The organism is Methylorubrum rhodinum, from assembly GCF_014199935.1.
In the GTDB taxonomy this organism is placed as follows: domain Bacteria; phylum Pseudomonadota; class Alphaproteobacteria; order Rhizobiales; family Beijerinckiaceae; genus Methylobacterium; species Methylobacterium rhodinum.
The window spans coordinates 1-25,618 of sequence record NZ_JACHOP010000037.1 but is presented as its reverse complement, the minus strand read 5'-3'; the positions used below and the strand labels follow the sequence as shown (position 1 = coordinate 25,618).

The following is a 25,618-nucleotide window of genomic DNA, read 5'->3' as shown; positions in this document are numbered from 1 at the left end:
TGGCGATCAGCACCACAAACAAAACGCGCCATAGCCGCCTCCACCGTCCCGCAGAGACTATCAGAACAGCAGAGTTTTTCACACAGCCTCCACCCACAGTAGCCCTCATGGGTCAAGCTGATCGAGTTTCAGGCCCTACGCCCGCGCCTACCCCTCAACCCGAGGCAGGCCCCGCGCCATCAGCGCGTCGATGGCCGCCTCCACCTTCGCCCGTCCGGCATGGTGGATCATGTGGCCGAGGCCGGGCAGGACGGCGATCGTGCTGTCGGGCAGGACCCCGTGCAGGCGCATCGACTGGGTGCGGTGATCGACGAGGCCGTCGGCATCGCCCGTCAGGATCGCCACAGGCAGGCCGAGGCGGCCGTAGCCGGCCTGGAGACGGGACACGGCGGCGTTCATCGACGCCGCGTCCTCGCTGACCGCGCGCAACTGCTGCGAGGCGACCGCGACCTCGACGGGGAAGCGCTCCGAGAACTTCGCCGGCACGGCTTGCGGCCAGAACACCTTGCGGAACGATTGTTCGGCCAGCGCCCGGTTCATCCGGTCGGGCACGAGGGCGCGGGCGGCGTCGCCGAGCCCCGGCACGGCGAGCGGGCCGGCGAGCGTCACGTCGGCCCGGTTCTCCGGAAAGTAATACCCTGAGAGCAGCACCAGCCCGCGCAGCGGCCGGCGCGGCTCGGCCGCCATCGCGAGCGCGACGATCGTCCCCCAGGAATGGCCGACGATAAGCGGCCGCTCGGCGTTGAGCGCGTCGAGCACGCGATGGATCAGGGCGCCTTGCGCTGCGGCGGTCCAGATGCGGGCGCGCGGCCGTTCGGTCCGGCCGAAGCCGGGCCGGTCGAGGGCGATGACGCGGTAGCGCGTGGCCAGCCGGTCGATCAGGCCGCTGATGGCGAAATCCTCCGCCATGGTGCCGTTGCCGTGGATCAGCACCACCGGACGGCCGCGGCCCTTCACGACGACGTGGACGGGCAGGCCGTCGACGGTGACGAAGCGGCCCGCCGGGGACCGCCGCACGGGCTTCGGCGCCGGCCGGCTCGCCTGGGCGATGGTCCGCCCGACCTCGCGGGCGGCGTCCTGCACCACGTCGCGGACGACCGCCTTCGCCGTCTTGTCGGCCTGCCGGATCGCCCCCTGCGCCGCCCGCGTCGCGGCCTTCAGGGTCTTCTTGACCTGCGCCGCCTGCCGCCGTTGGAGGCTGGCCGCCCCGCGTTTGGACATGAACGGGAACACCGGCCCCTCCTCGGCGATCTCGACCCGGCCGTGCCTTGGCACGATGCCGAGCCGGAACCAAGGCGCGCCGTCAGGCGGCGCGGGCACGCGCGAGCCTTGCAAGCCACGCGCCCGCCGCCGCGAGATCCGCCTGCGACAGGTTGTGGCCGGCCGGCTGGACCGTATGGGTCACGGCGGCCCCCGCCGCCTCCAGCCCGGCGGCGAGCCGGGCGGCGTTGTCGGCGGACACGATCGGATCGAGGGCGCCCGACAGGAGCAGCACCGGACGGCCAGCGAGGTCGGCGGGCGGCGTCACTTTGAGCGGCACCATCGCCCGCAGCAGCACGGCGCCGGCCAGCGTCTCGGGGTGCCCGAACAGGGTCGCGGCGGCGATGTTGGCGCCGTTCGAGAAGCCGACCGCGACCGGCGCGCCGATCCCGTAGGTGATTCGCGCTTGCGCCACGAAGTCGGCCAACTCGCCCGCGCGGTGCACGACATCCGCCTCGTCGAACACGCCCTCGGCGAGGCGCCGGAAGAAGCGGGGCATCCCGTTCTCCAGCACCGGACCGCGCGGCGAGAGCAGCGCCGAGCCGGGGGAGAGGGCGCGGCCCAGCCCGATCAGGTCGTTCTCGTCGCCGCCGGTGCCGTGCAGAAGCAGCAGCGGCGGGGCGGCGGCGTCGGTGCCGGGCTCGAAGCGGTGCTGGAAGCCGGCGAGGTTTTTGGGGTTCATGATGGCCTCCGTGAGAGAAATCCGAGTGTTACGGCCGATGCTGACCGGGAGCCGCGCATCCCTCTCCCCGCACGCGGGGAGAGGGTCGCGACGACCTCGTTGTCGGCGCGACGAGGCGGCAGCCGAGGTGTGAGGGGGCATCGACGAAAAAGTCCCATCCGGCCTCGCCCCCTCACCGCCGCTTCGCTTCCTGCATGGACGACAAGGTCCATGCAGGCCTCTCCCCGCATGCGGGGAGAGGGGGAACCCGGCGGCACGGCCGAGCGGCTACGCCACCTTCGGCAACACCGCCTCGATCCGTCCGCGATGCGGCTCGAGGAAGGGCGGCAGCTTGAGCGCCGTGCCGAGCGCCTCAGTGGGCTCGTCCACCGAGAAGCCTGGCGCGTCGGTGGCGATCTCGAACAGCACGCCGCCCGGCTCGCGGAAGTAGATCGAGCGGAAATACTGCCGGTCGCGCTGCTCGGTGACGTCGAGGCCGTGGTCGCGGCGCAGCGCCTGCCCCATCGCTTCCTGCGCCGCGTCGTCCGCGGCGCGGAAGGCGATGTGATGGACCGAGCCCGCCCCCTGGCGGCCGGGCAGGAAGTCGCCCACCGCCCGGATCGTCACGAAGCCGCCGAACGCCGCATCGCCCTTGAGCCGGACGGCGCTGCCCTCGGTGCCGACTTCCTTGAGCCCGAGCACGCCCGTCAGGATCGCCGCGGTCGGCCCCGCCTCGCGCAGGAGCAGGGTGACGCCGTGGAAGCCGCGAATCGCCTGCTCGGGGGCGATGTCATCCACCGCCCAGGCCGGTTCGGCCTCCGCGCCCTCGACGCCGACCAGCGCCAGCGGCATCCCGTCGGGGTCTCGGAAGCGCAACACCGTCTCGCCGAACACCGTCACCGGCGCATCGTGCGCCACGTTCATCGCGACGAAGCGGTGGGTCCAGGCGCCGATCGACACCTTGGGCACCCGGAACGCCGTCTCCGACACCTGACCGATGCCGACCCGGCCGGGGGCGGCGTGCGCGATGGGGAAGAAGGTCAGGATCGTGCCCGGTGTGCCGGCCTCGTCGCCGAAATAGAGGTGGTAGGTGCCGGGATCGTCGAAGTTGACGGTCTTCTTGACGAGCCGCAGGCCGAGCACGCGGGTGTAGAAATCGACGGTGCGGGCGGTCGGGCCGGAAAAGGCCGTGACGTGGTGGAGGCCGTGCTCGGACATGGGGTGAACTCCCTTTCAAGGATCGTGGCCGATCCGCGTGAGCCCAATCTGGTCCTTGCCAAGTCGCGATAAAACAGAAACGATCAAAACGCATCGTTTCGGATTTTCATCATGCCGCGTCTTCCCGATTTCGAGGCCTGGGCGGTGTTCGCCTCGGTGGCCGAGGGTCTGTCCTTCTCCCGCGCGGCGGAGGATCTCGGCCTGTCGAAGGCGACCGTCTCCAAGGCGGTGGCGCGGCTGGAGGCGCGGCTCGGCGCGCGGCTGTTCCACCGCACCTCGCGCCGCCTCGCGCTCACCGAAGCGGGCCGGGCCGCCCGCGAGGATGCCGCCGCCCTCCTCGCCGCGGGCGAGGCGGCGGAGGCGCGCGCGCTCGACGCCAACGGCGCGCCGCGGGGGCGGGTGCGGCTGGCAGCACCCATGTCGTTCGGGGTCGCCCACGTGGCGCCGGTGCTGCCGGAGTTCCTGACCGCCCACCCGCAGATGTCGGTCGATCTGCACCTGTCGGACGCGCAGGTCGATCTCGTCGGCGGGGGGTTCGATCTCGGCTTGCGGATCGCCGCGCTCGCCGATTCGTCACTCCGGGTGCGGCGGCTCTGCGGCGTGCGCCGCTCGCTGGTGGCGACGCCCGATTACCTCGCCCGCCACGGCCGGCCGGAGCATCCGGACGACCTCAAGCGCCACGCCTGCCTCGGCTACGCCTACCTGCCGACGCCCGACCGCTGGCACTTTTCGGATTCGACCGGCGTCACGGCCTCGGTGGCGCCGGAGGGGCCGCTGCGGGCCAACAACGCCGACGCGCTGGCGCCGGCGCTGCGGGCCGGTCTCGGCCTCGCGGTGCAGCCGGACTTCACGATCTGGGACGATCTGCGGGCGGGCCGGCTGGAGCGGGTGATGCCCGGCTGGCAGCCTCCGCCGATCGCGCTCAACCTCGTGATGCCGCCGGGCCTGCCGCGGCCGGCGCGGGTGAGCGCGCTGATCGCCTATCTGGAGCGGGCTTTTGCCACCGTGCCCTGGGCCCAGAACGCGACAGAAGCGGCAACAGAAGCGGCGGGCGAAAGCTCCCCCTCCCCTCCCTCCCGGCGCGCCGCGGGCTGAGACGCGTTCGACGCGGCCTCAGAGCGACAGCAGCGCCGCGCCCGGATCCCGCTCCGCCTCCGCGAGGCGCACGCGGCCGCCGTCCAGCGCCGCCCCTCCCCCGGCGATCAGGGCGAGCGCCGCCGGGTAGAGCCGGTGTTCCTGCACGATGACGCGAGCGGCCAGCGTCTCCGCGTCGTCGCCGGGCAGCACCGGGACGGCGGCCTGGGCGACGATCGGCCCGGCATCGAGTTCCGGCACGACGTAGTGGACGGTGCAGCCGTGGAGGCGCATGCCGGCCTCCAGGGCGCGCGCATGGGTGTGGGTGCCCTTGAATAGCGGCAGCAGCGAGGGATGGATGTTGATCATCCGCCCCGCCCACGCCTCGACGAAGGCGTCGGTGAGGATGCGCATGAAGCCCGCCAGCACGATCAGCTCGATCCCGGCGCCCTCCAGCTCCGCCTGGAGCGCGGCGTCGAAGCTCGCGCGGTCGGCAAAGCCCTTGTGGTCGATGGCGCGGGCCGGGATGCCGGCCGCCTGCGCGCGGGTCAGCCCGGCGGCGTCGGGGCGGTTCGCGAGCACGAGCACGATCTCGGCCGGGTAATCGGGGGCGCGGGCCGCCTCGATCAGCGAGACCATGTTCGAGCCGCGGCCGGAGATGAGGATCGCGACGCGTTTCTTGGGGGCGGGTGACGCGCTCATGAACTGTCCGATGAAGCGAGACGCAAACGTGCGAACAACCCTCCCCCCTCTGCGGGGGAGGGTGCCCGCGGAGCGGGCGGGAGAGGGGAACCACGCTTCCGCTTGGCCACGCTCGGCCGTGAAATCCTCGGAAGCCGGGCTCCCCTCTCCCGACCCCCTTCGGGGGCCACCCTCCCCCGCGGAGGGGGGAGGGAGATGCGGCGGCGGGCTAAGCGCGTTTCTTACAAGCCGAGCCGCCCCGTGAACGTCACCGCCTCCGCCCCCCGCTCGGTGATCCGCCCGAGCCGCACCGGCGCCTCGCCGGCCCCGGTCAGCGCATCGGCGACGGCGTCGGCGGCGTCGGCGGCGGCGACCACCACCATGCCGATGCCGCAATTGAAGGTGCGCAGCATCTCGGGCTCGGCGACGCCGCCCTCGCGGGCGAGCCAGCCGAAGACCGGCGGCACGGCAATCGCGGAGAGATCGATCTCGATGCCGACGCCCTCCGGCAGCACGCGCGGCAGGTTGTCGGGAAAGCCGCCGCCGGTGATGTGGGCGAGCGCGCGGATGCCGCCCGCGCGCTTCAGCGCCGCGAGCAGCGGCTTCACGTAGATGCGGGTCGGCTCCAAGAGCGCCTCGCCGAGCGTGCGGCCGGGCGCGAACGGCGCGTCGGCGTCCCAACCGAGGCCGGACTTGGCCACGATCCGGCGCACCAGCGAGAAGCCGTTGGAATGGACGCCCGAGGACGGCAGGCCGAGCACCGCGTCGCCCGGCAGGATGCCCGGCCGCGGCAGCAGCGTGCCGCGCTCGGCCGCGCCGACCGAGAAGCCGGCCAAATCGTAGTCGGCGCCGTCGTAGAGGCCCGGCATCTCGGCGGTCTCGCCGCCGATCAGCGCGCAGCCCGCCTGCCGACAGCCTTCGGCGATGCCGCGGACGATGTCGGCGCCGATGCCGGGCACCAGCTTGCCGGTGGCGTAATAGTCGAGGAAGAACAGCGGCTCGGCGCCCTGGACGACGATGTCGTTGACGCACATCGCCACGAGGTCGATGCCGATGGTGGCGTGACGCCCCGTCTCGATCGCGATCTTCACCTTGGTGCCGACGCCGTCGTTGGCGGCGACCAGGATCGGGTCCTTGAAGCCCGCGGCCTTGAGATCGAACAGCCCGCCGAAGCCGCCGATCTCCGCATCCGCCCCCGGCCGGCGCGTGGCGCGCACCAGCGGCTTGATGGTCTCCACGAGCGCGTTGCCCGCGTCGATGTCGACGCCGGCCTGCGCGTAGGTGAGCCCGTTCCCGTCCTGCGCCGTCATCCCTATCCCGCCGCACATCCACGATTCATGGATATGCGCTGCCACATCGCGAAGCGGTTGGCCACTGCCGCGGGCGCAAGGCACCGCGCTCAGGCACAGCCGTCAGGCCTTGGGGCGGGCGAAAAGCTGCTCGAACAACGCCGCGGAGCGCTCCATCCCCTCCTCGGTCAGCCAGACCGACTTCACCTTGCCGACGGGATCGCCGATCAGGCCCTTGTCGTGCAGCCGCCCGAGCGCGCCCCAATCGTGTCCCTTCCAGGCACGGTTGATATCGTGCAGCGTCAGTTGCAGCAGCGCCAGCACCGCGTCGTCGATCCGGTCGAGATCGTAGGTCCGCTCGAATTCTTCCCGGGTCATGCTCCGCCTCCCTTCGAGGAATCGCCCCTATCGGAGACCGGAGCGCGGCCGATCGCAAGGGAGGATCCCGTGCAGGCAGTGAGGGATAGGCGATCCGCAAACTGATACACCGCCGTCATTCCGGGGCGCGAAGCGAACCCGGAGGGGCGCGCCGGAGGCGTGCAATCCACCCGTGATGCGCGGCTACACGAGGCGTCGCGGCCAGTCGTGGATTCCGGGTTCGCTGCGCGCCCCGGAATGACGACCGTGGATGATGGATCGCCGATCGGGCCGTACCGGCAACAGCCATACCGCCCAGGTTGAGAGTTCTGGGTCGCAGCCGCCACGCCTTGACCCGCCGGGCCACGCTTCCCACTCTCCGGTCGCCGACGACAACCTTGAAGGAGCCTCGATGCGCGCACGGGCCATCATCGGGCTCTCGATCCTCGCGGTCCTGGTCTTCCTGCTCTACGAGCTGCGCGAGGTGATGCTGCCCTTCGTGGCGGGGCTCGCGCTGGCCTACCTGCTCGATCCGCTGGCCGACCGGCTGGAGCGTCTCGGCCTCGGGCGCTTGGCCGCGACCCTCATCATCCTGGCGGGCTTCGTCGTCGGCTTCGTGGTGCTGCTCATCATCGTCGTGCCGCTGGCCGCCGGGCAGATCGCCGCGCTCGTCAACACCCTGCCCGGCACGGTCTCGCGGCTGCAATCGATCCTCGTCGAGCGGGCCGGGCCGCTGCTGGAGCGGCTCGGCGGCAAGGAGGTGGTGGGCGAGCTGCAATCCTCCGTGGGCACGCTGGTCGGCCAGGGCGGGACGTGGTTCCTCGCCTTCCTCAAGTCGCTCTGGACGGGCAGCCAAGCGCTCGTCTCCATCGCCTCGCTGCTGGTGGTGACGCCGGTCGTCGCCTTCTACCTGCTGCACGATTGGGACCGGATGATCGCCGCGCTCGACCGCTGGGTGCCGCCGCGCCACCGCCCGACCGCGCGGCGCTTGGCCGGCGAGATCGACGGCGCCGTCACCGGCTTCGTGCGCGGGCAGAGCCTCGTCTGCCTCATCCTCGGCTCGTTCTACGCCGTCGGCCTCTTTCTCGTCGGGCTGAACTTCGGCGTCCTGATCGGGATGATCTCGGGGTTTCTGACCTTCATCCCCTATGTCGGCACGCTCACCGGCTTCCTGCTCTCCGTCGGCGTCGCCCTGGCGCAATGGTGGCCCACCGGCGACTGGCTGCATATCGGGCTCACCGTCGGCGTGTTCGTGGTCGGGCAGTTTCTGGAGGGCAACGTGATCTCGCCGAAGCTCGTCGGCGATTCCGTCGGCCTGCATCCGGTCTGGCTGATGTTCGCACTGCTGGCCTTCGGCTCGCTGTTCGGCTTCGTCGGCCTGCTGCTGGCCGTACCGATCGCGGCTTCGATCGGCGTGGTCGTGCGCTTCGGCATCGAACGGTACTTGGAGAGCCGGATCTACCGGGGCGACGGGCCGGTGCTGGTCGGCGAGACCGAGGCGCCCAAGCTCTCGACGCGCGACTGAGTATGCCTCGAAACGCGGCGCGGTGTATGCTGCGCCCATGCGCGACACCGCTCCCCCGAAGCAGCTGTCCTTCGACCTGGCCCTCGATCCGCGCTACGGCGCGGAGGACTTTCTGGTCAGCCCGTCGAACGAGGAGGCCTACGGCCTGATCGAGGCGTGGCCCGACTGGCCCGACACCGTGTTCCTGCTGCGGGGCCCGGCCGGCAGCGGCAAGAGCCATCTCGCCTCGATCTGGGCGAGCCGCGCGCAAGCCTGGACCGTGTCGGCGGCGGAGGTCGGCGGCAGCGACGTCGCCCACCTGATCTCCAACGGCGCCCTCGTGGTCGAGGACGTGGACCGCGAGGCCGGCCGCGACGAGGCCGCCCTGTTCCATCTGCTCAACCTCGCCCGCGAGCGGCGCTTTCCCGTGCTGCTCACGGCGTCCGGCCCGGTCGACGGCTTCGGCCTGAAGGTGGCGGACCTGCGCTCGCGCCTGCGCCTCGCACCGGGTGCGGAGATCGGCCCGCCGGACGACGCGCTGCTCAAGGCGGTGATCGTCAAGCTGTTCGTGGACCGCCAGCTCGTGGTCGATCTCTCCGTGGTCGAGGCCCTGGCGCTCCGCATCGACAGGTCGCTGGCCCGCGCCCGCGAGGTCGTGACCGAACTCGACCGCGACGCGCTCGGCCGGCGCCGCCGCATCTCCAAACCGCTGGCGCTCGCCGTGCTCGACCGCCTCGGCGGAGAAGGGCCGGGATCGGAGGATGAAACGGAGGACGAACGGTGAGGCGGGCCGCCCTCCTGATCCTTTTCGCCCTCGTGCCGGCGACCGTGCGGGCGGCGCCGGAGGGCGTGCCGCCCGGCGGCATCGACAACTGGGCCGACCTGCGCGCCCTGTTCGTGCGCTGCTGGACGGTGCCGAAGGGGACCGAGGGCTCGCTGATCGCCTTCCAGTTCCTGCTCTCGCCCGACGGCGGCATGCGCGGGCCCCCTCGCGTGGTGGGAAAACGCCTCGCGGGCGATGCCGACGCGCAGAAGCGCTTCTCGGAGGCCGCCTACGCGCCGTTCTCCCGCTGCCTGCCGGCGACGCTGACGCCGGGCTTCAAGGCTTTGCTCGGCGAGACGCTGATCCACCTCAGCTACGTCAACCGGCCCCGCATGCCCGCCCGCAACCTCGGGGCCGCCATGACGATTTTTTCCGACGAGGCGCAGCGCGAGGCCGAGCACACCGGCGCGCCACCCTGACCGACGCGCTGTCATCAAACTGTCAAACAGCCGCGCCGCGCCCATGTTAGGGAGCCGGCCGCGATCGGAACGGAGAGGAGCCCGCACGTTGTCGGAAGCCGAGTCGGACGCTCTGGTGCAGGACGCCGAGGCGATGGAGACCGAAGAGACCAGTCTGGCCACCGAGCGGGGGGTGCGCAGCGAGACGGCGCGCGCCCGCACGGCGCGCGCCGCGCGCATCCTCGCCGCCGAGAAGGCCGCCGAGAAGCCGAGCGAGCCGGAGGCCGGGGCCGACCCCGCCGCCACCGAGGCCGCCCGCGAGCCGGTGATCGAGGCGGGCCGGGCCCTGCGCCACTCGCCCGAGCGCTTCGTCAACCGCGAGCTGTCCTGGCTCCAGTTCAACCGCCGGGTGCTGGAGGAAGCCTCGAACCCGAACCACCCGCTCTTGGAGCGGCTGCGCTTCCTCTCGATCTCGGCCAACAACCTCGACGAGTTCTTCATGGTCCGGGTCGCGGGCCTGCACGATCAGGTCCGCGCCGGCCTCACCGTGCCGTCGCAGGACGGCTTGAGCCCCGCCGAGCAGCTCGTGCGGATCGGCGCCGAAGTGTCGCGGCTGGCACTGGACCAGCAGGATCGCTGGCGGCAGCTGCGCGAGGAGCTGAACGACAACGGCATCCACCTCGCCGAGCCGGTGGAGCTGTCGCCCGAGCAATTGGCGTGGCTGGAGGAGTACTTCCTCGGCCACGTCTTCCCGGTGCTGACGCCGCTCGCGATCGACCCGGCCCATCCGTTCCCGTTCATCCCGAACCTCGGCTCGACCATCGCCTTCATGCTGGTGCGGCCCCGCGACGGGCGGACGCTTCGCGCCCTGATCCGCATGCCGGCGGTGCTCGACCGGTTCGTGCGCCTGCCCGACCGCGAGGGCGAGACCACCGCGCGCTTCATCGCCATCGAGCAGGTGATCGTGAAGTTCGCCGCCCGGCTGTTTCCCGGCTACACCCTCAAGGCGCAGGGCGCCTTCCGCGTCGTGCGCGATTCCGATCTGGAGATCGAGGAGGAGGCGGAAGACCTCGTCCTGCACTTCGAATCGGCGATCAAGCGCCGCCGCCGCGGCGTGGTGATCCGCCTCGAAGTCGAGGCCGGCATGACCGAGGAGCTGCGCGCCTTCGTGGCCGACGAGTTGGAGATCACCCCCGACGCGATCTTCCTCGTCGAAGGGACGCTCGCCCTCAACGAACTGTCGCAGATCGTCGGGATCGACCGGCCGGACCTCAAGTTCAAGCCTTACAACCCGCGCTTCCCCGAGCGCATCCGCGAATCCGGCGGCGACGTGTTCGCGGCGATCCGCCAGAAGGATTTCTGCGTCCACCACCCCTACGAGTCGTTCGATTCGGTGGTGCAGTTCCTCTATCAGGCCGCCCGCGACCCGAACGTCGTGGCGATCAAGCAGACGCTCTACCGCACCTCCTCGAACTCGCCGATCGTCGCGGCGCTGGCCGAGGCTGCGGAAGCCGGCAAGTCGGTCACCGCGCTGGTGGAGCTGAAGGCCCGCTTCGACGAGGAGGCCAACATCCGCTGGGCGCGCAACCTCGAGAAGGCCGGCGCGCAGGTGGTGTTCGGCTTCGTCGAGCTGAAGACGCATGCCAAGCTGTCGATGGTGGTGCGCCGCGAGGGCGACCGCCTCGTCACCTATTGCCACGTGGGAACGGGCAACTACCACCCGATCACGGCGCGCATCTACACCGACCTGTCCTTCTTCACCGCCGACCCGGCGATCGGCCGGGACGTGTCGCGCATGTTCAACTACGTCACCGGCTATGCCGAGCCGGCCGAGTTGGAGCGCATGGCGGTCTCGCCGCTGACCTTGAAGCCGCGACTGCTCCAGCACATCGAGGAGGAGATCGCGCACGCGAAGGCCGGGCGCCCGGCGGCGATCTGGATCAAGTGCAACTCGCTGGTCGACAGCCAGATCATCGATGCGCTCTACGACGCCAGCCAGGAGGGCGTGCAGATCGACTGCGTGGTGCGCGGCATCTGCTGCCTGCGCCCCGGCATCCCCGGCCTGTCGGAGACGATCCGGGTGAAGTCGATCGTCGGGCGCTTCCTCGAACACGGGCGCGTCTACGCCTTCGGCAACGGCGCCGGGCTGCCGCACCCGAAGGCCACCGTCTACATCTCGTCCGCCGACCTGATGAGCCGCAACCTCGACCGGCGCGTCGAGGCGCTGCTGCCGATCACCAATCCGACTGTGCATCAGCAGGTGCTGGACCAGATCATGCTGGCCAACCTCCTCGACAACCGCCAGAGCTGGCGTGTACTGGCGTCGGGTGCCTGCGAGCGGATCGGCCCCGCGGAAGGGGAAGAGCCGTTCAACGCGCACAAGTATTTCATGACGAACCCGAGCCTGTCCGGGCGCGGCAAGTCGTCGAAGAAGTCGAGCCCGCGGGCGCTCAGCCGTCGTGCCCACCGCTCCTGAGCATCGGCCCGAAAGGTGGGTACCGGCTTTCGGACGAAGCCGATGCGCTGATCAATAGGCTCCGCGCCGGGGCAGTCACGCTCCGGCGCGTCTCCGACGGGCTCGCGTCGCGGCGATGCCCTAGCAAGGGGATCGCATGGGTCCGTACCGTTCGCACCTCACGCTCGCCCACGATGCCGGACGGCCGGGCTCCATGACCGACAGCACGACCGCCCCCGTCGCGATCATCGATATCGGCTCGAACTCGGTGCGGCTCGTCGCCTATGACGGGCTGCAGCGGGCACCGACGCCGCTCTACAACGAGAAGGTCCTGTGCGGGCTCGGCCGCTCGGTCCTCTCGACGGGGCGCCTCAACGAGGATTCGGTGCAGCGGGCGCTGACCGCGCTGCGGCGCTTCCGCGTCCTGTGCGACACCATGCGGATCGGCCGCATCTTCGTCCTGGCCACCGCCGCCGCGCGCGATGCCGCCAACGGCCCGGCCTTCCTGGAGGCGGCCCAGGCCGCGCTCGGGCAGGAGATCCAGCTGCTGTCGGGCCGGCGCGAGGCGGAACTGTCGGCGCTCGGCGTCGTCTCGGGCTTCTACGCGCCCGACGGCGTGGTGGGCGATCTCGGCGGCGGCTCGCTCGAACTCGTCGATGTCCACGGCGTCACGGTCGGCCAGGGCGTGACCATGCCGCTCGGGGGACTGGCCCTCCAAGACCTGTCGGAGAATTCTCCCAAGAAAGCGCGAAAGATCGCGCGCGATCACCTGAAGAAGGCCGAGCCGCAGCTCGACACCCTGCGCGGGCGCACCTTCTACGCCGTCGGCGGCACGTGGCGGGCGCTGGCGCGGCTGCATCAGGCGGCCCGCGGCTACCCGCTCCACGTCATGCACGGCTACACGGTCGAGCCCTCGGACGAGTTGAGCTTCCTCGAAATGGTCGAGACGACCGACGCAGCTACGCTGCAGGAAGTCGAGACCATCTCGGAAGCGCGCCGCCCGCTGCTCGCCTACGGCGCCGTGGTGCTCGAAGAGATCATCCGCCTGGGCCGCCCCCGCGAGATCGCGATCTCGGCCGGCGGCGTGCGCGAGGGCCTGCTGTTCGAGCAGCTCGACCGCGACACCCGCGCGCTCGATCCGCTGATCGTCTCGGCGCAGGAACTCAACGAGCAGCGCGCCCGCTCCCCCGGCCACGGCGAGGAGCTGCGCGCCTGGACCGACCGCTTCATCGAGACCCTCGACGGGCCCGAGACCGCGGGCGAGCGGCGGCTGCGCCACGCCGCCTGCCTGCTCTCCGACATCGGCTGGCGGGCGCATCCCGATTACCGCGGCGAGCAGAGCCTCAACGTCATCGCCAACGCCGCCTTCACCGGCATCGACCATCCGGGCCGGGCCTATCTCGCCCTGTCGGGCTACTTCCGCCACGAGGGCGTCGCCCCGGAAAAGGCGAGCCCGATGCTGCGGGGCTTGGCCGGCTCCCGCCTGTTCGACCGCGCCCGGCTGATCGGCGCGCTCCTGCGCGTTGCCTTCCCGGTCTCGGCCGGCATGGCCGGCCCGCTCGCCCGGATGCCGGTGGCGGTGGAGGACGGCAAGGTGGTTTTGCGCCTTCCGCGGGAGTGGGAGGCGCTCAACGGCGAGCGCCTGCTCAACCGCGTGCGGGGCCTCGGCCGGGTGATCGGGCTGGACGGCCGGATCGACGTGGCTTGAATCTTCAGCGGAGCCTGAGCGGGAAGCTCAGCTCGGTGTAGCCTTCCAGCGTCAGCAGGCCGGGCGGGGGCGGGGCGAACGGCCCGGCCGCCTCCGCGGCCCGGCGCGCCCGCTCGGCCAGGGCCGGCGCGCCTTCCTCGATCTCGATCCCGTCGAGGGTCCCGTTGGCGGCAATCCGCACCCGCAGGGTCACCGGCCCGCCGCGCCCCGGCGCCGCCGCGCGGTCGGCCGCGCCGATCCGGTTGACCACGTCGGCGACCCAGGCCCGCGCTTTGGCATCGACCCGCGGCGCAGCGGACGCCGGCACGGCCAGCAGCGTGAGGGCGAGGAAGACCGGGCCGAGCAAACGGAACGCCACGCGTTGGACTCCACCGGCCGAAGGCGCCGGTTCTTCGGGGATCGGCCGCGCTCAGGCGAGGCAGCCGGACGAGAACGGGAGACGTGAGAGCAGGGGCGCAAGCATCATGCCTGCGGGTCGGCAAGGCCACAACGAAAAGGGGCGCCCTGAGGCGCCCCGGACGCGAGACCGCGACCGATTACGGGGACGTGCCGATCACATGCGGCTCTTCTTCTTGGACTTCATCTTCTTGGACTTCATCTGGCCGCCGCCGCCCGCCATCTTGCCGCTCATCCTGCCCTCGGGCTGGACGCCGGTGGCGTTGGAGCCGGTCATCTGCGCGCCGCTGCCGCTCTGGGCGAGGACGGGGGTGGTCAGGGCGGCCGAGCCGACGATGAGCGCGGCGGCGAGACCGATGGCGTATTTCATGGGGCGTCTCCCGATTTGTCGTTGATGTTCTTGACCGGGACACCAACCGTCCGCCGCAGCCGAGGTTCCGCACCGCACCGCCCCCTTTGTCATTGCAGCGCAACAGGAATTTGCCGCGGCGCCGCTTGCCCGACCGCTCAGATCGCCGCCGCCGCGCCCCGGCGCAGGTGCTCGTCGAGCCGCGGCATGATCTCGACGAAGTTGCAGGGGCGGTGCCGGTAATCGAGCTGGCTCGCCAGAATGCCGTCCCAGGCGTCGCGGCAGGCGCCGGGCGAGCCCGGCAGCACGAAGATGTAGGTCGCCCCGGCCACCCCCGCGGTCGCCCGCGACTGCAGCGTCGAGGTGCCGATTTTCTCAAAGCTGATCCGATGGAAGATGGCGGAGAACCCGTCCATCCGCTTCTCGAACAGGGGCTCCAGCGCCTCCGGCGTCACGTCGCGTCCCGTAAAACCGGTGCCGCCGGTGGTGAGGATCACGTCGATCCCCGGATCGCGCACCCAGGCCCCGACCCGCTCGCGGATGGCCCCAACCTCGTCCGGCACGATGTCCCGCTCCGCCAGCCGATGCCCGGCCTCGGTTAGCCGCGCCGCCAGCGTATCGCCGGACTTGTCGTCGGCGAGGGTGCGCGTGTCGGACACCGTCAGCACGGCGATCGAGAGGGGGATGAAGGAGCGGGCGGGCTTCGGGTCGGACATCGGCATCTCGTGGGCGTTCACGGCGGATGTAACCGCATATGGCGTGGCAGGGGCGACTTGTCCTGCGGACACGACAGAGGTGCCGCCCGTCCGCGTTTACGCTGACTCCCGGCCCGTGCTAGGCGCCCGCGAAGAGATTCCTCCGAGCCGAGGCGCCCCAAACATGATCCCCCGCTACTCCCGCCCCGAGATGGCCGCGATCTGGTCGCCGGAGAGCCGGTTCCGGATCTGGTTCGAGATCGAGGCGCACGCCACCACCGCGCTGGCCAACATCGGCGTCGTGCCGAAGGAAGCCGCCGACATGGTGTGGGAGAAGGGCCGCGACGCGGTGTTCGACGTCGCCCGGATCGACGCGATCGAGGCGGTGACGAAGCACGACGTCATCGCCTTCCTGACGCATCTGGCCGAGATCGTCGGGCCGGAGGCGCGGTTCGTCCACCAGGGCATGACCTCCTCGGACGTGCTCGACACCTGCCTCAACGTGCAGCTCACGAAGGCCGCCGACATCCTCATCAAGGATCTCGACGCGCTGCTCGCCGCGCTCAAGCGGCGCGCCTTCGAGCACAAGCTGACCCCGACCATCGGCCGCTCGCACGGCATCCACGCCGAGCCGGTCACCTTCGGCCTCAAGCTCGCCCAGGCCTACGCGGAATTCGACCGCGCCAAGGAGCGGCTGATCGCGGCGCGCAAGGAGGTGGCCACCTGCGCGATCTCCGGGGCGGTCGGCACCTTCGCCAACATCGACCCGCGGGTGGAAGAATATGTGGCCGAGCAGATGGGCCTCGTCCCCGAGCCGGTCTCGACCCAGGTGATCCCGCGCGACCGCCACGCCATGTTTTTTGCGGTGCTCGGCGTCATCGCGAGTTCGATGGAGCGGCTGGCCACGGAAGTCCGCCACCTGCAGCGCACCGAAGTGCTCGAAGCGGAGGAATTCTTCTCGGAGGGGCAGAAGGGCTCCTCGGCCATGCCGCACAAGCGCAATCCGGTGCTCACCGAGAACATCACCGGCCTCGCCCGCATGGTGCGCGGCTACGTGACCCCGGCGCTCGAAAACGTCGCGCTCTGGCACGAGCGGGACATCTCCCATTCCTCGGTCGAGCGCATGATCGGCCCGGACGCCACCGTCACCCTCGATTTCGCGCTGGCGCGGATGACAGGCGTGATCGACAAGCTGCTGATCTACCCGGCCACCATGCAGAAGAATCTGGATCGGCTCGGCGGCCTCGTCCACTCGCAGCGGGTGCTGCTGGCGCTGACGCAAGGGGGGCTCTCGCGGGAGGATTCCTACCGGCTGGTCCAGCGCAACGCGATGCCGGTCTGGCGCGGCGAAGGCGATTTCTTGACCCTGCTCAAGGCCGACCCCGAAGTGACCGCCGTGCTGAAGCCGGAGCAGATCGAGGAATGCTTCGATCTCGGCTACCACCTCAAGCACGTCGACACGATCTTTTCGCGGGTTTTTGGGACGGCGTAGGGCGGCATTCAGCACGGAACCTGCTTCACTGGCGACGACGGAACGCCCGAGACCTCCGATGACCCGCACCGCCTACCTCAACGGCACATTCCTCCCCCTCGACGAGGCCCGCGTGCCGGTGATGGACCGCGGCTTCCTGTTCGCGGACGGGATCTACGAGGTCGCGGCGGTGCTGGGCGGCCGGCTCGTGGACAACGCCGCGCATCTCGCACGCCTCGACCGCTCGCTGTCGGAGATCGGCATCCGCAATCCGCACACGGCCGAGGAATGGGAGCGGCTGGAGACGGAGCTGGCAACGCGCAACGGGCTCACGGAAGGCCTCGTCTACATCCAGGTGACGCGGGGCGTGGCCGAGCGCGACTTCTCCTTCCCGAAAGGTGCCGTCGCGCCGACCGTGACGATGTTCACGCAAGAGAAAAGCATCGTCGCCAACCCGCTGGCCGAGACCGGGGCCAAGGCGATCACCGTGCCGGACCTGCGCTGGAAGCGGCGCGACATCAAGTCGGTGGCGCTGTTGGCCCAGGTCATCGCCAAGCAGCAGGCGGCGGAGGCCGGCGCGGCGGAAGCCTTCATGGTCGAGGACGGGGTGGTGACGGAGGGCTCGTCGTCCTCCGTCTTCATCGTCACCAAGGCCGGGGCGATCGTGACGCGCCCGCTCTCGCACGCGCTCCTGCCCGGCATCACCCGCGCCGCCGTGCTGGCGCTCGCCGCCGAGACCGGCCTCGCCTTCGAGGAGCGGCTCATCAACGCGCGCGAGCTGCCCGAGGCGGCGGAGGCCTTCTACACCTCGGCCTCGGCCTTCGTGATGCCGGTGGTCGAGATCGACGGCCAGACCTTGGGCGACGGTCGGCCCGGCCCGGTGGCGCGGCGCCTGCGCGAACTCTACTTCGCCTTCGCCGAGGGGCGGCGAAGCTGAAAAGAGGAACGCGCGGCGGGGCGCCCTCGTTGGTTCGGGAAGGACCGACCGAGGATACGATGACTTTCGGAAAGACGATGTTCGTGGCTGTCGCGCTGCTGACGGCCTCCGCCGGCACGGCGGCGTTCGCGCAGGACCCCTCCGTGCCCCAGCGGGGCCAGGACGGCGACCCGAAGCTGCCCGCCCCGAACGACCGGGTGCCCGAGAAGGTGCGGCCCGAAGGCGACACCACCGGCTCCACGCTGAGCGACAAGCTCGAGAAGTCGGACGGCGTGATCAAGCCGCCGGCCGGCATCGATCCCGAGATCAAGACCATCGCTCCCGATCCGAGCCCGAACTCGACGCCCGTCATCAAGCCGCCGGGCAACGCGCGATAGACGTCAGCCATGCAGACGGCGCGGCGGCCAGTCCCCAACGGGGACGGCCGCTTCGCTTGACGGACCTGCTCATATCGCGGAAGAGGCCTCGCATGCTCGATCCCCGGCTCACGCCGGGGTTTTTGCGCGTGCGCAACCGCTTGGCGCCCGCGCTTCGATACGGCCCGGACGGTGGTTGCCGGCTTCGCGAGAGGCCGAGGCACGAAACCGAGGTGGCCGGATTGCCGGCCCGGACGCGATGTCCGGGGCGGGGCTCCGGCGAACGCGAGACAGGTCTGACCGCATGGCGAACGTCGTCGTCGTAGGCGCCCAGTGGGGCGACGAGGGCAAGGGCAAGATCGTCGACTGGCTCTCCGAGCAGGCCGACATCGTGGTGCGCTTCCAGGGCGGCCACAACGCCGGCCACACGCTGGTGGTTGGCGAGGCCGTCTATAAGCTGTCGCTGCTGCCTTCCGGCGTCGTCCGCCAGGGCACGCTCGGCGTCATCGGCAACGGCGTGGTGCTCGACCCCTACGCGCTCGCCTCGGAGATCGACCGGCTCGCCGGCCAGGGCGTCACCATCTCCCGCGACAACCTGCGCGTCGCCGACAACGCCACCCTGATCCTCTCGCTGCACCGCGAACTCGACGCCCTGCGCGAGGACGGGGCGCCGGGCACCAAGATCGGCACGACCAAGCGCGGCATCGGCCCGGCCTACGAGGACAAGGTCGGCCGCCGCGCCATCCGCCTGATGGATCTGGCCGAGCCCGAGACCCTGCCGCCGAAGATCGAGCGGCTGCTCGCCCACCACAACGCGCTCCGCCGCGGCTTCGGGCTGACCGAGATCGCCGAACGGACCATCCTCGACGAGCTGACCGCGATCGCCGACCGGGTGCTGCCCTATCAGGACACGGTGTGGCACCTGCTGGACGAGGCCCGCCGCAAGGGCAGCCGCATCCTGTTCGAGGGCGCGCAGGGCGCGCTGCTCGACGTCGATCACGGCACCTATCCGTTCGTCACCTCGTCCAACACCGTGGCCGGTCAGGCCGCGACCGGCTCGGGGCTCGGCCCGCGGGCGATCGGCTACGTGCTCGGCATCGCCAAGGCCTACACCACCCGCGTCGGCGAGGGTCCTTTTCCGACGGAGCTGCACGACGCGATCGGCCAGCGCATCGGCGAGCGCGGCCACGAATTCGGCACCGTGACCGGTCGCAAGCGCCGCTGCGGCTGGTTCGACGCCTGCCTCGTGCGCCAGACGGTGCGGACCTCGGGGATCGACGGCATCGCGCTGACCAAGCTCGACGTGCTCGACGGCTTCGATGAGATCAAGGTCTGCACCGCCTACGACATCGACGGCAAGCGCTTGGACCACCTCCCCGCGAGCCAGGCGCAGCAGCAGCGCGCCGTGCCGGTCTACGAGACGATTCCGGGCTGGTCCGGCACCACCGCGGGCGCCCGCTCCTGGGCCGACCTGCCAGCCCAGGCGATCAAGTACGTGCGCCGGATCGAGGAGCTGATCGGGGCCCCGGTGGCGCTGCTCTCGACCTCGCCGGAGCGCGACGACACGATCCTGATGCACAACCCCTTCGAGGATTGAGCGAAGCGGCGGGCGGACAGGACAGGCGGATCAGGGCACGATGGCCGACTATTATCCGTTGCTGGCGCGCGCACTCGATGCCCTGCCCGACCGCACGCCCGCGCTTCGCAAGGCGGTCTACGACCGAGCCCGCAGCGCCCTGATCGGGCAGTTGCGCAATCTCGACCCGCCGGTGCCGGAAGCCGACATCGAGCTGGAGCGCAAGGCGCTGGACGCGGCGATCGGGCGGCTGGAGGCCGAGTACGGCAGTGCGCCCGCGACGACGCCCGCCGCCAAGCCGGCGCCGCCACCGGCTCAGGCCGGAGCCAAGGCCGAACCCGGACCCAAGCCGGCGGTGGCCGAGGCGACATCGCAGGCCGCGAGCCCCGCTCCCACGCCGACGAAGGCTGCGCCCGCCAAGCCTGCGGCGGCCGCGAAGCCAGCTGGGGCGCCTCCCCCGGAAACCAAGAAACCTGCGGAAGCCAAGAAGCCCGAAGAAGCCAAGAAGCCCGCGGAACCGAAGCCGGCCCCTCCGAAGAAACCCGCGCCCGAGCCTCTGCCGCCGGCCCTTCCGCCCGCCGACCTCCTGCCCGAGCCCGGCCCGCCGGTCGATGCGCAGCCCTTCGTGCCGCCGCCGCGCCGGACGAAGCCGGAGGAGCGCGCCGAGGTGCGTTCCGAGCCGGCCGGCGTCATCCCCGCCGTGCCGCCGGCCGAGGGCGAGGATGCCGCGTCCGGCGAAGGCGCGAACGGGCGCCAGCGTCCGCGCATCGACGTGGTGGCGCCGCCCTCCGGGCGCTCGCGCGTCCTGCGCAACCTGTTCGTCGGCGGCGTGCTGGCCAGCGTGATCGCGCTGATCGCGGTCGCGGCCTTCTTCCTGCGCGATCGGCCCTCCGATCTGCAGCGCAAGGCGGCGGAGACGCAGGAGGAGAATGCGGCCGAGGCGCCGGACGCGAAGTTCGCCGACCGGGTCGGCGGCGAGGCCGAGCCGCGCCCGAAGCCTGCCGCGCCCGGCGCGTCGCCGACGCAGCCGGAGGTGACGGTCTCCCAGCGCGCCGTGCTCTACGAGGAGAACGCGTCCGATCCTCGCGCCCAGCCGACCGCCATCGGCGGCCACGCCGTGTGGCGCCTCGACACGGTGAGCGGCGAGCAGGGCGAGCCGCTGCAGACGGTGTTGCGCGCCACGATCGAGTATCCGGAGGCCGGGCTCACGCTGGCGATGACCATGCGCCGCAATCGCGACGCGACCCTGCCGGCCTCGCACACGATTGAGATGGCCTTCACCAATTACGGCTCGGGCGCCAAGCGGGCGGTTCAGAATGTCGGGCTGCTCCAGCCCAAGGAGGAGGAGACGGCGCGCGGCTCGCCGCTCTCCGGCCTGCCGGTTCGGGTGCGCGAGAACCTGTTCCTGATCGGCCTGTCGTCGCTGAAGAGCGACGTCGATCGCAACACCGACCTCCTGCTGCACAAGAACTGGTTCGACCTGCCGATCTCCTACGCTTCGGGCACGCGGGCGATCCTGACCTTCGAGAAGGGCAACGCCGGCACCCGCGCCATGCAGGCCGCCTTCGACGCCTGGAAGGATTAGTCCTGAGATTCCGAAGGGATCATCCCTTTGGCGGGGCACCGGGGCAGAGCCCCGGTTTCCCTTGATACCAGGGCTCTCCCCTGGACCCACGAAAGGACTTGTCCTTTCGAAACCTCGGATTTCAGGCCCTGGCCTCGGCGCGGGGCAGTTCGCGGGTGGCGAGGTTGCGCTTGACCGCGTCCTGCACCTTCTCGAAGGCGCGCACCTCGATCTGGCGCACGCGCTCGCGGGAGACCCCGAACTCGCCGGACAGGTCCTCCAGCGTGATCGGGTCGTCGGCCAGACGCCGCGCCTCGAAGATGCGCCGCTCGCGCGGGTTCAGCACGCCGAGCGCGTCGCGCAGGGCCGAGAGGCGGTTGCGCCCCTCCTCCTCGCGCGCCAGCACGGTCTCCTGGCTCGGGCTGTTGTCCACCAGCCAGTCCTGCCACTCGCCCTCGCCCTCCTCGCGCAAGGGCGCGTTGAGCGAGGTGTCGCCGGACAGGCGGCGGTTCATGTCGACCACGTCCTGCTCCGGCACGCCGAGCGAGGTCGCGATCGACTTGACCTGATCGGGGCGCAGGTCGCCCTCGTCGAGGGCCGAGATCCGGCCCTTGGCCTTGCGCAGGTTGAAGAACAGCTTCTTCTGGTTGGCGGTGGTGCCCATCTTCACGAGCGACCACGAGCGCAGGATGTATTCCTGGATCGCCGCCTTGATCCACCACATGGCGTAGGTGGCCAGCCGAAAGCCCTTGTCCGGATCGAAGCGCTTGACCGCCTGCATCAGGCCGACATTGCCCTCGGACACGACCTCGCTGATCGGCAGGCCGTAGCCGCGGTAGCCCATGGCGATCTTGGCGACCAGCCGCAGGTGCGAGGTGACGAGCCGGTGGGCCGCATCGCGGTCCCCCCCGTCGCGCCAGCTCTTGGCGAGGGTGAATTCCTCCGCGGGTTCCAGCATCGGGAACTTGCGGATCTCGTCGAGGTAGCGCGAAAGGCCTCCCTCGTTGGCGAGCACGGGCAGTGCGCCGGCCATGTGCACCTCCTTCAACAGCCCCCCTGATCGGGCGGGCTCCAAGCACGGCCGCTTCTCTTGAGCCGGCCACGCCGCATCCCATCTTAGACGGGTTCCGCCGTGCCCGGTAGCGACCAACGCTGTTCACGCGGGGTCCAACGCGCGAAGCGGAGTCCGGGTTTAACGTGTCACGCGGGCGCACCCGTCGCGGTGCCGAAACGCACCTTGTTGGACCTACCTCTCCAAGGCCGCCAGAAGCCGCGAAAAATCCTCGGGCAGGGAACTGGCGAAGCGCAGCCGCTCGCCTGTGCGCGGATGCAGGAAGCCGAGTTCGGCCGCGTGCAGGGCTTGGCGCCCGAGCGCCGTCAGGGCCGCCCGCGGCGCCTCGCCGAGCCGGGCCGCCTTGGTCTTGAAGGCGGCGCCGTAGGTCGCATCCCCCAGGAGCGGATGGCCGCGATGGCTCAGGTGCACCCGGATCTGGTGGGTGCGCCCGGTCTCCAGGCGGCAGCGCACCAGGGCCGTGAGCCCGTCCCCGCCCGGCAGCCCCTCGACCCGGTAATGCGTCACCGCGTGCCGCCCCTCCCCTTCGCGAACGACGGCGATCTTTTCGCGGTTATGTCGCGAGCGGGCGAGCGACGCGCTGATCGTGCCGGCCCGCGGCTCGGGCACGCCCCAGACCAGGGCGAGATAGGCCCGCTCCAGGGCGCCGCTGCGACCGTGATCGGCGAACTGAGCCGAGAGGCCCTGATGCGCCAGATCGTTCTTGGCGACGACCAAAAGCCCGCTCGTGTCCTTGTCGAGGCGATGGACGATGCCGGGCCGTCGCACCCCGCCGATCCCCGAGAGACTCTCGCCGCAATGGGCGATCAGCCGGTTGACCAGCGTGCCGTCCTCGTGCCCCGCCGCCGGGTGGACGACGAGCCCCGCGGGCTTGTCGATGACGATCAGGTCGTCGTCCTCGTGCACCACGGTCAGCGGCAGCGCCTCGCCCCGCGGCTCTGCCGGAGCGGGCGCCGGCACCACGACCTCGATCCGGCTCCCGCCCATGACCTTTCGCGACGGATCTCGGATTTCCACGTCGTCGCATCGGACGAAGCCGTCGCGGGCGAGCGCCTGCAGGCGGGCGCGGGAAAGGTCCGCGAAGCCCCGCGCCAGAACGCGATCGAGCCGCTCGGGCGCGGCCCCCGGCTCGACGACGAGGCTGCGGACGGTCGTATCGTCAGTCACCGAACTTTTCTCGCTGCAGCGCCGGAAACGGCTTGCCCGGGCGCGGGGGCCTCGCTATAGCACCCCTCGCCGGCCCGGAAGCTCCCATCGTCTAGCGGTCTAGGACGTCGCCCTCTCACGGCGAAAACAGGGGTTCGATTCCCCTTGGGAGCGCCAGCTGGCGCTTAACGTGTTGTCAGCCCAGAAATTGTTGATTTTCAGGTGCTTGCCTCTCGGCGCGTGCTACACTCGCATGCTACGGGACCAAGTACGATGGGCCGCATGAAGTTCGTTCAGCGCCGTGCTGGCCGGTACGAGTTTCGCTTTCCTCTGCCCGATGACCTCGCCGGCAAAACGGCGCCACCGCCTTGGCCCGACGCGCTCGCGGTCCTCGTCAATGTGCGAATCGGGCGCTTCAAGACCGAGCTCATCCGTTCGCTGAAAACCAACGACGGCCCGACGGCCGATCGACGGGTCCTCGCCCATATTGCCGAGGCGCAGCGGCTCGTCGAGCAAGCGAGGTGCTTCCTGCGCGACGGACCGGTCGCGAGCATCAGCGCGGACCAGATCGCGGCCCTGGCACGCGATCACGAAATTCATCTCCTTGGCCAGGACGAGGCCATCCGCGCGAAGGGCCTCGGCCTCAACATGGCGCGTGACGAGGAGGCGCCGCACGACGGTCTCGGCATGACGCTGGACGACGTGCGCGCCTACCGCCTGCTCGTGGATGAACTGGATCGCTACACCCGGCAGCAGGCGGCGCAGATGCGACCGGGCCCATCCACGAGCTCTTTTGTGAATCGCGCCGTCGAGGCACGGGGGATCGTCCTCGCGCCGGACGATCCCGCTTGGCGACAACTCGAACTCGCTTTTGTCAAAGCCCAGCGCGATGCCCTGGCCGGCATTCGCGCCCGCCTCGACGGAGAGGATGTCGCAACGCCCCAGCGACCGGCTGAACAGACGGGCTTGGCCCTGACCGCCGCCCTGCGGCTGTGGGCGGAAGCCGGCGGCGCCGGGGCGAGGAAGCCGCAACCGTCCTCGATTGCCGAGGCTGAAGGGGCGGTGCGGCGCTTCGTCGAGCTGCACGGCGACATGCCGATCAGCGCCATCACCAAGGCGCACGCGCGCGCTTTCCGCGACTCTCTGGTCCAACTGCCGAAGGCGCTGCCGGCCCTGCTCGGACGGCTGCCACTGCCGGAACTGTTGAAGCAGGATCTCGGCAAGTACCCCCGGCGCAACGCGCAAACCATCAACAAGACCCTGGCGCTGCTCAGCGGCGTGCTCGCGCGCGCCGAGCGTGACGGGCATTTCGAAGCCCTTTCAGCCTGGACCAACCCGTTCCACGTCGGCTTCGACGTCGCTCCCGCCGAACGAGAGCCTTACGAGCCGTTCAGCACAGGCGAACTGCAACGTCTGTTCGCCTCGCCCGTCTTTGCACGCGGCGAGAGGCCCGCCGGCGGGCGCGGAGAGGCGGCCTACTGGTTCCCCCTGATTGCCCTATTTTGCGGCGCCCGCCGCACCGAGATCGCGCAGCTGAAGATCGGGGACGTACGGCAGGGCGACGGCGGGATCTGGTACTTCGACATCACCAACGAAGGCGCCGACCAGAATCTAAAGACGGCCTCATCCGCTCGCTCCGTGCCGATCCACCGCGAGTTGCTTCGGCTCGGGATGGTGGACATGGTCACCGACCGGACGAAACGGCATCCTTCCACGGCACCGCTCTGGCCGGCGTTTGCTCCGCCCATCGATGCGAAGACCAAGGCGTGGACGAAGTGGTTCGGACGCTATCTCGGCGAGCACGTCGTCGATCACTCCGCCAAGACGTTTCACTCGTTTCGCCACACCTTTAAGCGCGCGTGCCGCGAGGCGGGGTTGAGTGAGGAGGTTCACAACGCGTTGACAGGCCACGCTGGCGGGGGCGTGGGCCGCCGATACGGGCGAGAACGACGGGCTGATGGCACTCTCGACTGTGGTATTTCACTCGCTCGCCTTCATGCTGAAATAGATAAAATCGCGTACAAAGATCTAAAAATTTCGCGATGCAATCATGTAGGCCTTTCAAAAAATATGACTCAGCCATTTAGTTATCTGAAAGCGCCAAGTAAAAATCTTTTATAGGAGGTCATTTGACAATCGGCTCCCAGTCCTTTCCTGGGCACCACCAGAGGCCCAATACCCCGATCAGCGTAAGTTGCAAAATCATAAATGGCCCAGGACTCTGAGTTGACGGAAGCCGAGCCTGGCTCCGGCGTTCGCTGGGCGAAGTGACATCCGTGGTGTCGGTCGCGCCAAACGACTTACCCAGCGCGACGACGAGTCTTCGCCTTTCGTGGGGTCCGCGCCGCCGGGCTGCGCATGGCCGATGTCTCGGCTGAAGGCTTGAGCTTCCGCGCAGACCGGTGCGTTTCGGACATCCGCGGCTGCCCTTGCGGTGCATGCGCATCGAGGAAGCGGCGGCATACGTCGAAGTTCGACGCGAGGTTGGCGGGATACGCAATGCCATGCTGCTCTGCGAGGCTGCGCGCGTAGTGCACCATCGCCTCACTCGGGGTGCGCTCGGCCCCCGAATCGGTGATTGACCCCGCTTGCGCCGCACGGGGGCCCGCATGTCCGTCGAGGAACGTG

23 protein-coding genes, 1 tRNA gene and 1 pseudogene are annotated in these 25,618 nt (G+C 70.3%); 13 read left to right on the top strand and 12 right to left on the bottom strand.

Features of this window, described 5'->3' with window-relative positions:
- Positions 1-147: 147 nt before the first annotated feature.
- From HNR00_RS24315 to HNR00_RS24305, 3 genes are all read right to left on the bottom strand, one after another.
- The gene (locus HNR00_RS24315) at positions 148-1,320 is read right to left on the bottom strand and encodes an alpha/beta fold hydrolase (RefSeq protein ID WP_312886115.1); all 1,173 of its coding nucleotides are present in this window, start codon (positions 1,318-1,320) and stop codon (positions 148-150) included.
- On the bottom strand, positions 1,304-1,942 hold the full coding sequence (locus HNR00_RS24310) for an alpha/beta hydrolase (protein ID WP_183573940.1): 639 nt from the start codon (positions 1,940-1,942) through the stop codon (positions 1,304-1,306). The genes HNR00_RS24315 and HNR00_RS24310 overlap by 17 nt, the downstream gene beginning before the upstream one ends.
- A gap of 267 nt (positions 1,943-2,209) precedes the next feature.
- Entirely contained in the window at positions 2,210-3,139 is a 930-nt protein-coding gene (locus HNR00_RS24305; protein ID WP_183573938.1) for a ring-cleaving dioxygenase, read from the bottom strand.
- A gap of 111 nt (positions 3,140-3,250) precedes the next feature.
- Between HNR00_RS24305 and HNR00_RS24300 the strand changes: the two genes are divergently transcribed.
- Positions 3,251-4,234 carry a LysR family transcriptional regulator gene (locus HNR00_RS24300; protein WP_183573936.1) on the top strand — a complete coding sequence of 328 codons (984 nt, stop codon included), beginning with the start codon at positions 3,251-3,253 and terminating at the stop codon, positions 4,232-4,234.
- An 18-nt stretch (positions 4,235-4,252) separates the two neighbouring features.
- Here HNR00_RS24300 and purN read toward each other — a convergent pair whose 3' ends face one another.
- From purN to HNR00_RS24285, 3 genes are all read right to left on the bottom strand, one after another.
- The gene (gene purN, locus HNR00_RS24295) at positions 4,253-4,915 is read right to left on the bottom strand and encodes a phosphoribosylglycinamide formyltransferase (RefSeq protein ID WP_183573934.1); all 663 of its coding nucleotides are present in this window, start codon (positions 4,913-4,915) and stop codon (positions 4,253-4,255) included.
- A gap of 221 nt (positions 4,916-5,136) precedes the next feature.
- Positions 5,137-6,204, bottom strand: a complete 1,068-nt coding sequence (gene purM, locus HNR00_RS24290; RefSeq protein WP_183573932.1) for a phosphoribosylformylglycinamidine cyclo-ligase — start codon at positions 6,202-6,204, stop codon at positions 5,137-5,139.
- Between the two features lie 102 nt (positions 6,205-6,306).
- A complete protein-coding gene (locus HNR00_RS24285; protein ID WP_183573930.1) occupies positions 6,307-6,561 on the bottom strand; it encodes a DUF6429 family protein in 255 nt (84 codons plus the stop codon).
- A 391-nt stretch (positions 6,562-6,952) separates the two neighbouring features.
- On the opposite strand from HNR00_RS24285, the gene HNR00_RS24280 reads away from it, so the two are divergent.
- From HNR00_RS24280 to ppx, 5 genes are all read left to right on the top strand, one after another.
- Positions 6,953-8,065, top strand: a complete 1,113-nt coding sequence (locus HNR00_RS24280) for an AI-2E family transporter (protein ID WP_183573928.1) — start codon at positions 6,953-6,955, stop codon at positions 8,063-8,065.
- A 37-nt stretch (positions 8,066-8,102) separates the two neighbouring features.
- Positions 8,103-8,828 carry a P-loop NTPase family protein gene (locus HNR00_RS24275; RefSeq protein WP_183573926.1) on the top strand — a complete coding sequence of 242 codons (726 nt, stop codon included), beginning with the start codon at positions 8,103-8,105 and terminating at the stop codon, positions 8,826-8,828.
- Entirely contained in the window at positions 8,825-9,286 is a 462-nt protein-coding gene (locus HNR00_RS25725; RefSeq protein WP_312886114.1) for a UCP034077 family protein, read from the top strand. The genes HNR00_RS24275 and HNR00_RS25725 overlap by 4 nt, the downstream gene beginning before the upstream one ends.
- 88 nt (positions 9,287-9,374) lie before the next feature.
- Positions 9,375-11,741, top strand: coding sequence for an RNA degradosome polyphosphate kinase (locus HNR00_RS24265; RefSeq protein ID WP_183573924.1), 2,367 nt, complete (start codon positions 9,375-9,377; stop codon positions 11,739-11,741).
- Positions 11,742-11,877: 136 nt separating this feature from the next.
- Positions 11,878-13,428: an exopolyphosphatase gene (ppx, locus tag HNR00_RS24260; protein ID WP_183573922.1), complete on the top strand. Its 1,551-nt coding sequence runs from the start codon at positions 11,878-11,880 to the stop codon at positions 13,426-13,428.
- 4 nt (positions 13,429-13,432) lie between these two features.
- Here the strand turns inward: ppx and HNR00_RS24255 are convergent, their stop codons facing one another.
- The 3 genes from HNR00_RS24255 to moaB form a co-directional block, all read right to left on the bottom strand.
- The gene (locus HNR00_RS24255; RefSeq protein ID WP_183573920.1) at positions 13,433-13,786 is read right to left on the bottom strand and encodes a TonB family protein; all 354 of its coding nucleotides are present in this window, start codon (positions 13,784-13,786) and stop codon (positions 13,433-13,435) included.
- Positions 13,787-13,981: 195 nt separating this feature from the next.
- Positions 13,982-14,194, bottom strand: coding sequence for a hypothetical protein (locus HNR00_RS24250; RefSeq protein ID WP_183573918.1), 213 nt, complete (start codon positions 14,192-14,194; stop codon positions 13,982-13,984).
- Positions 14,195-14,331: 137 nt separating this feature from the next.
- On the bottom strand, positions 14,332-14,889 hold the full coding sequence (gene moaB, locus HNR00_RS24245) for a molybdenum cofactor biosynthesis protein B (RefSeq protein WP_183573916.1): 558 nt from the start codon (positions 14,887-14,889) through the stop codon (positions 14,332-14,334).
- A gap of 163 nt (positions 14,890-15,052) precedes the next feature.
- On the opposite strand from moaB, the gene purB reads away from it, so the two are divergent.
- The 5 genes from purB to HNR00_RS24220 all read left to right on the top strand — a co-directional run bounded on the left by purB (position 15,053) and on the right by HNR00_RS24220 (position 20,793).
- Positions 15,053-16,360: an adenylosuccinate lyase gene (gene purB, locus HNR00_RS24240; RefSeq protein WP_183573914.1), complete on the top strand. Its 1,308-nt coding sequence runs from the start codon at positions 15,053-15,055 to the stop codon at positions 16,358-16,360.
- Between the two features lie 58 nt (positions 16,361-16,418).
- Complete coding sequence (locus tag HNR00_RS24235) at positions 16,419-17,276, top strand: D-amino-acid transaminase (RefSeq protein WP_183573912.1); 858 nt, start codon at positions 16,419-16,421, stop codon at positions 17,274-17,276.
- A 59-nt stretch (positions 17,277-17,335) separates the two neighbouring features.
- Complete coding sequence (locus tag HNR00_RS24230; protein ID WP_183573910.1) at positions 17,336-17,653, top strand: hypothetical protein; 318 nt, start codon at positions 17,336-17,338, stop codon at positions 17,651-17,653.
- 283 nt (positions 17,654-17,936) lie between these two features.
- Positions 17,937-19,229 carry an adenylosuccinate synthase gene (locus HNR00_RS24225; RefSeq protein ID WP_183573908.1) on the top strand — a complete coding sequence of 431 codons (1,293 nt, stop codon included), beginning with the start codon at positions 17,937-17,939 and terminating at the stop codon, positions 19,227-19,229.
- 40 nt (positions 19,230-19,269) lie between these two features.
- On the top strand, positions 19,270-20,793 hold the full coding sequence (locus HNR00_RS24220) for a histidine kinase (protein ID WP_183573906.1): 1,524 nt from the start codon (positions 19,270-19,272) through the stop codon (positions 20,791-20,793).
- Positions 20,794-20,914: 121 nt separating this feature from the next.
- Here HNR00_RS24220 and rpoH read toward each other — a convergent pair whose 3' ends face one another.
- Complete coding sequence (rpoH, locus tag HNR00_RS24215; RefSeq protein ID WP_183573904.1) at positions 20,915-21,805, bottom strand: RNA polymerase sigma factor RpoH; 891 nt, start codon at positions 21,803-21,805, stop codon at positions 20,915-20,917.
- Between the two features lie 213 nt (positions 21,806-22,018).
- Positions 22,019-23,011: an RluA family pseudouridine synthase gene (locus tag HNR00_RS24210; RefSeq protein ID WP_183573902.1), complete on the bottom strand. Its 993-nt coding sequence runs from the start codon at positions 23,009-23,011 to the stop codon at positions 22,019-22,021.
- A gap of 80 nt (positions 23,012-23,091) precedes the next feature.
- Between HNR00_RS24210 and HNR00_RS24205 the strand changes: the two genes are divergently transcribed.
- Both HNR00_RS24205 and HNR00_RS24200 read left to right on the top strand, forming a co-directional pair.
- Positions 23,092-23,167: transfer RNA gene (locus HNR00_RS24205), tRNA-Glu, on the top strand.
- Positions 23,168-23,272: 105 nt separating this feature from the next.
- The gene (locus HNR00_RS24200; RefSeq protein WP_183573900.1) at positions 23,273-25,111 is read left to right on the top strand and encodes a site-specific integrase; all 1,839 of its coding nucleotides are present in this window, start codon (positions 23,273-23,275) and stop codon (positions 25,109-25,111) included.
- Between the two features lie 179 nt (positions 25,112-25,290).
- Here the strand turns inward: HNR00_RS24200 and HNR00_RS25380 are convergent.
- A pseudogene (locus HNR00_RS25380) lies at positions 25,291-25,618 on the bottom strand (DNA topoisomerase); the annotation flags it as partial.

Bases quoted from the DNA above. Each gene is read 5' to 3' on its own strand.
- HNR00_RS24310 (WP_183573940.1), bottom strand. From the start codon at position 1,942: ATGAACCCCAAAAACCTCGCCGGCTTCCAGCACCGCTTCGAGCCCGGC.
- HNR00_RS24305 (WP_183573938.1), bottom strand. From the start codon at position 3,139: ATGTCCGAGCACGGCCTCCACCACGTCACGGCCTTTTCCGGCCCGACC.
- HNR00_RS24300 (WP_183573936.1), top strand. From the start codon at position 3,251: ATGCCGCGTCTTCCCGATTTCGAGGCCTGGGCGGTGTTCGCCTCGGTG.
- purN (WP_183573934.1), bottom strand. From the start codon at position 4,915: ATGAGCGCGTCACCCGCCCCCAAGAAACGCGTCGCGATCCTCATCTCC.
- purM (WP_183573932.1), bottom strand. From the start codon at position 6,204: ATGACGGCGCAGGACGGGAACGGGCTCACCTACGCGCAGGCCGGCGTC.
- HNR00_RS24285 (WP_183573930.1), bottom strand. From the start codon at position 6,561: ATGACCCGGGAAGAATTCGAGCGGACCTACGATCTCGACCGGATCGAC.
- HNR00_RS24280 (WP_183573928.1), top strand. From the start codon at position 6,953: ATGCGCGCACGGGCCATCATCGGGCTCTCGATCCTCGCGGTCCTGGTC.
- HNR00_RS24275 (WP_183573926.1), top strand. From the start codon at position 8,103: ATGCGCGACACCGCTCCCCCGAAGCAGCTGTCCTTCGACCTGGCCCTC.
- ppx (WP_183573922.1), top strand. From the start codon at position 11,878: ATGGGTCCGTACCGTTCGCACCTCACGCTCGCCCACGATGCCGGACGG.
- HNR00_RS24250 (WP_183573918.1), bottom strand. From the start codon at position 14,194: ATGAAATACGCCATCGGTCTCGCCGCCGCGCTCATCGTCGGCTCGGCC.
- moaB (WP_183573916.1), bottom strand. From the start codon at position 14,889: ATGTCCGACCCGAAGCCCGCCCGCTCCTTCATCCCCCTCTCGATCGCC.
- purB (WP_183573914.1), top strand. From the start codon at position 15,053: ATGATCCCCCGCTACTCCCGCCCCGAGATGGCCGCGATCTGGTCGCCG.
- HNR00_RS24235 (WP_183573912.1), top strand. From the start codon at position 16,419: ATGACCCGCACCGCCTACCTCAACGGCACATTCCTCCCCCTCGACGAG.
- HNR00_RS24230 (WP_183573910.1), top strand. From the start codon at position 17,336: ATGACTTTCGGAAAGACGATGTTCGTGGCTGTCGCGCTGCTGACGGCC.
- HNR00_RS24225 (WP_183573908.1), top strand. From the start codon at position 17,937: ATGGCGAACGTCGTCGTCGTAGGCGCCCAGTGGGGCGACGAGGGCAAG.
- HNR00_RS24220 (WP_183573906.1), top strand. From the start codon at position 19,270: ATGGCCGACTATTATCCGTTGCTGGCGCGCGCACTCGATGCCCTGCCC.
- rpoH (WP_183573904.1), bottom strand. From the start codon at position 21,805: ATGGCCGGCGCACTGCCCGTGCTCGCCAACGAGGGAGGCCTTTCGCGC.
- HNR00_RS24200 (WP_183573900.1), top strand. From the start codon at position 23,273: ATGAAGTTCGTTCAGCGCCGTGCTGGCCGGTACGAGTTTCGCTTTCCT.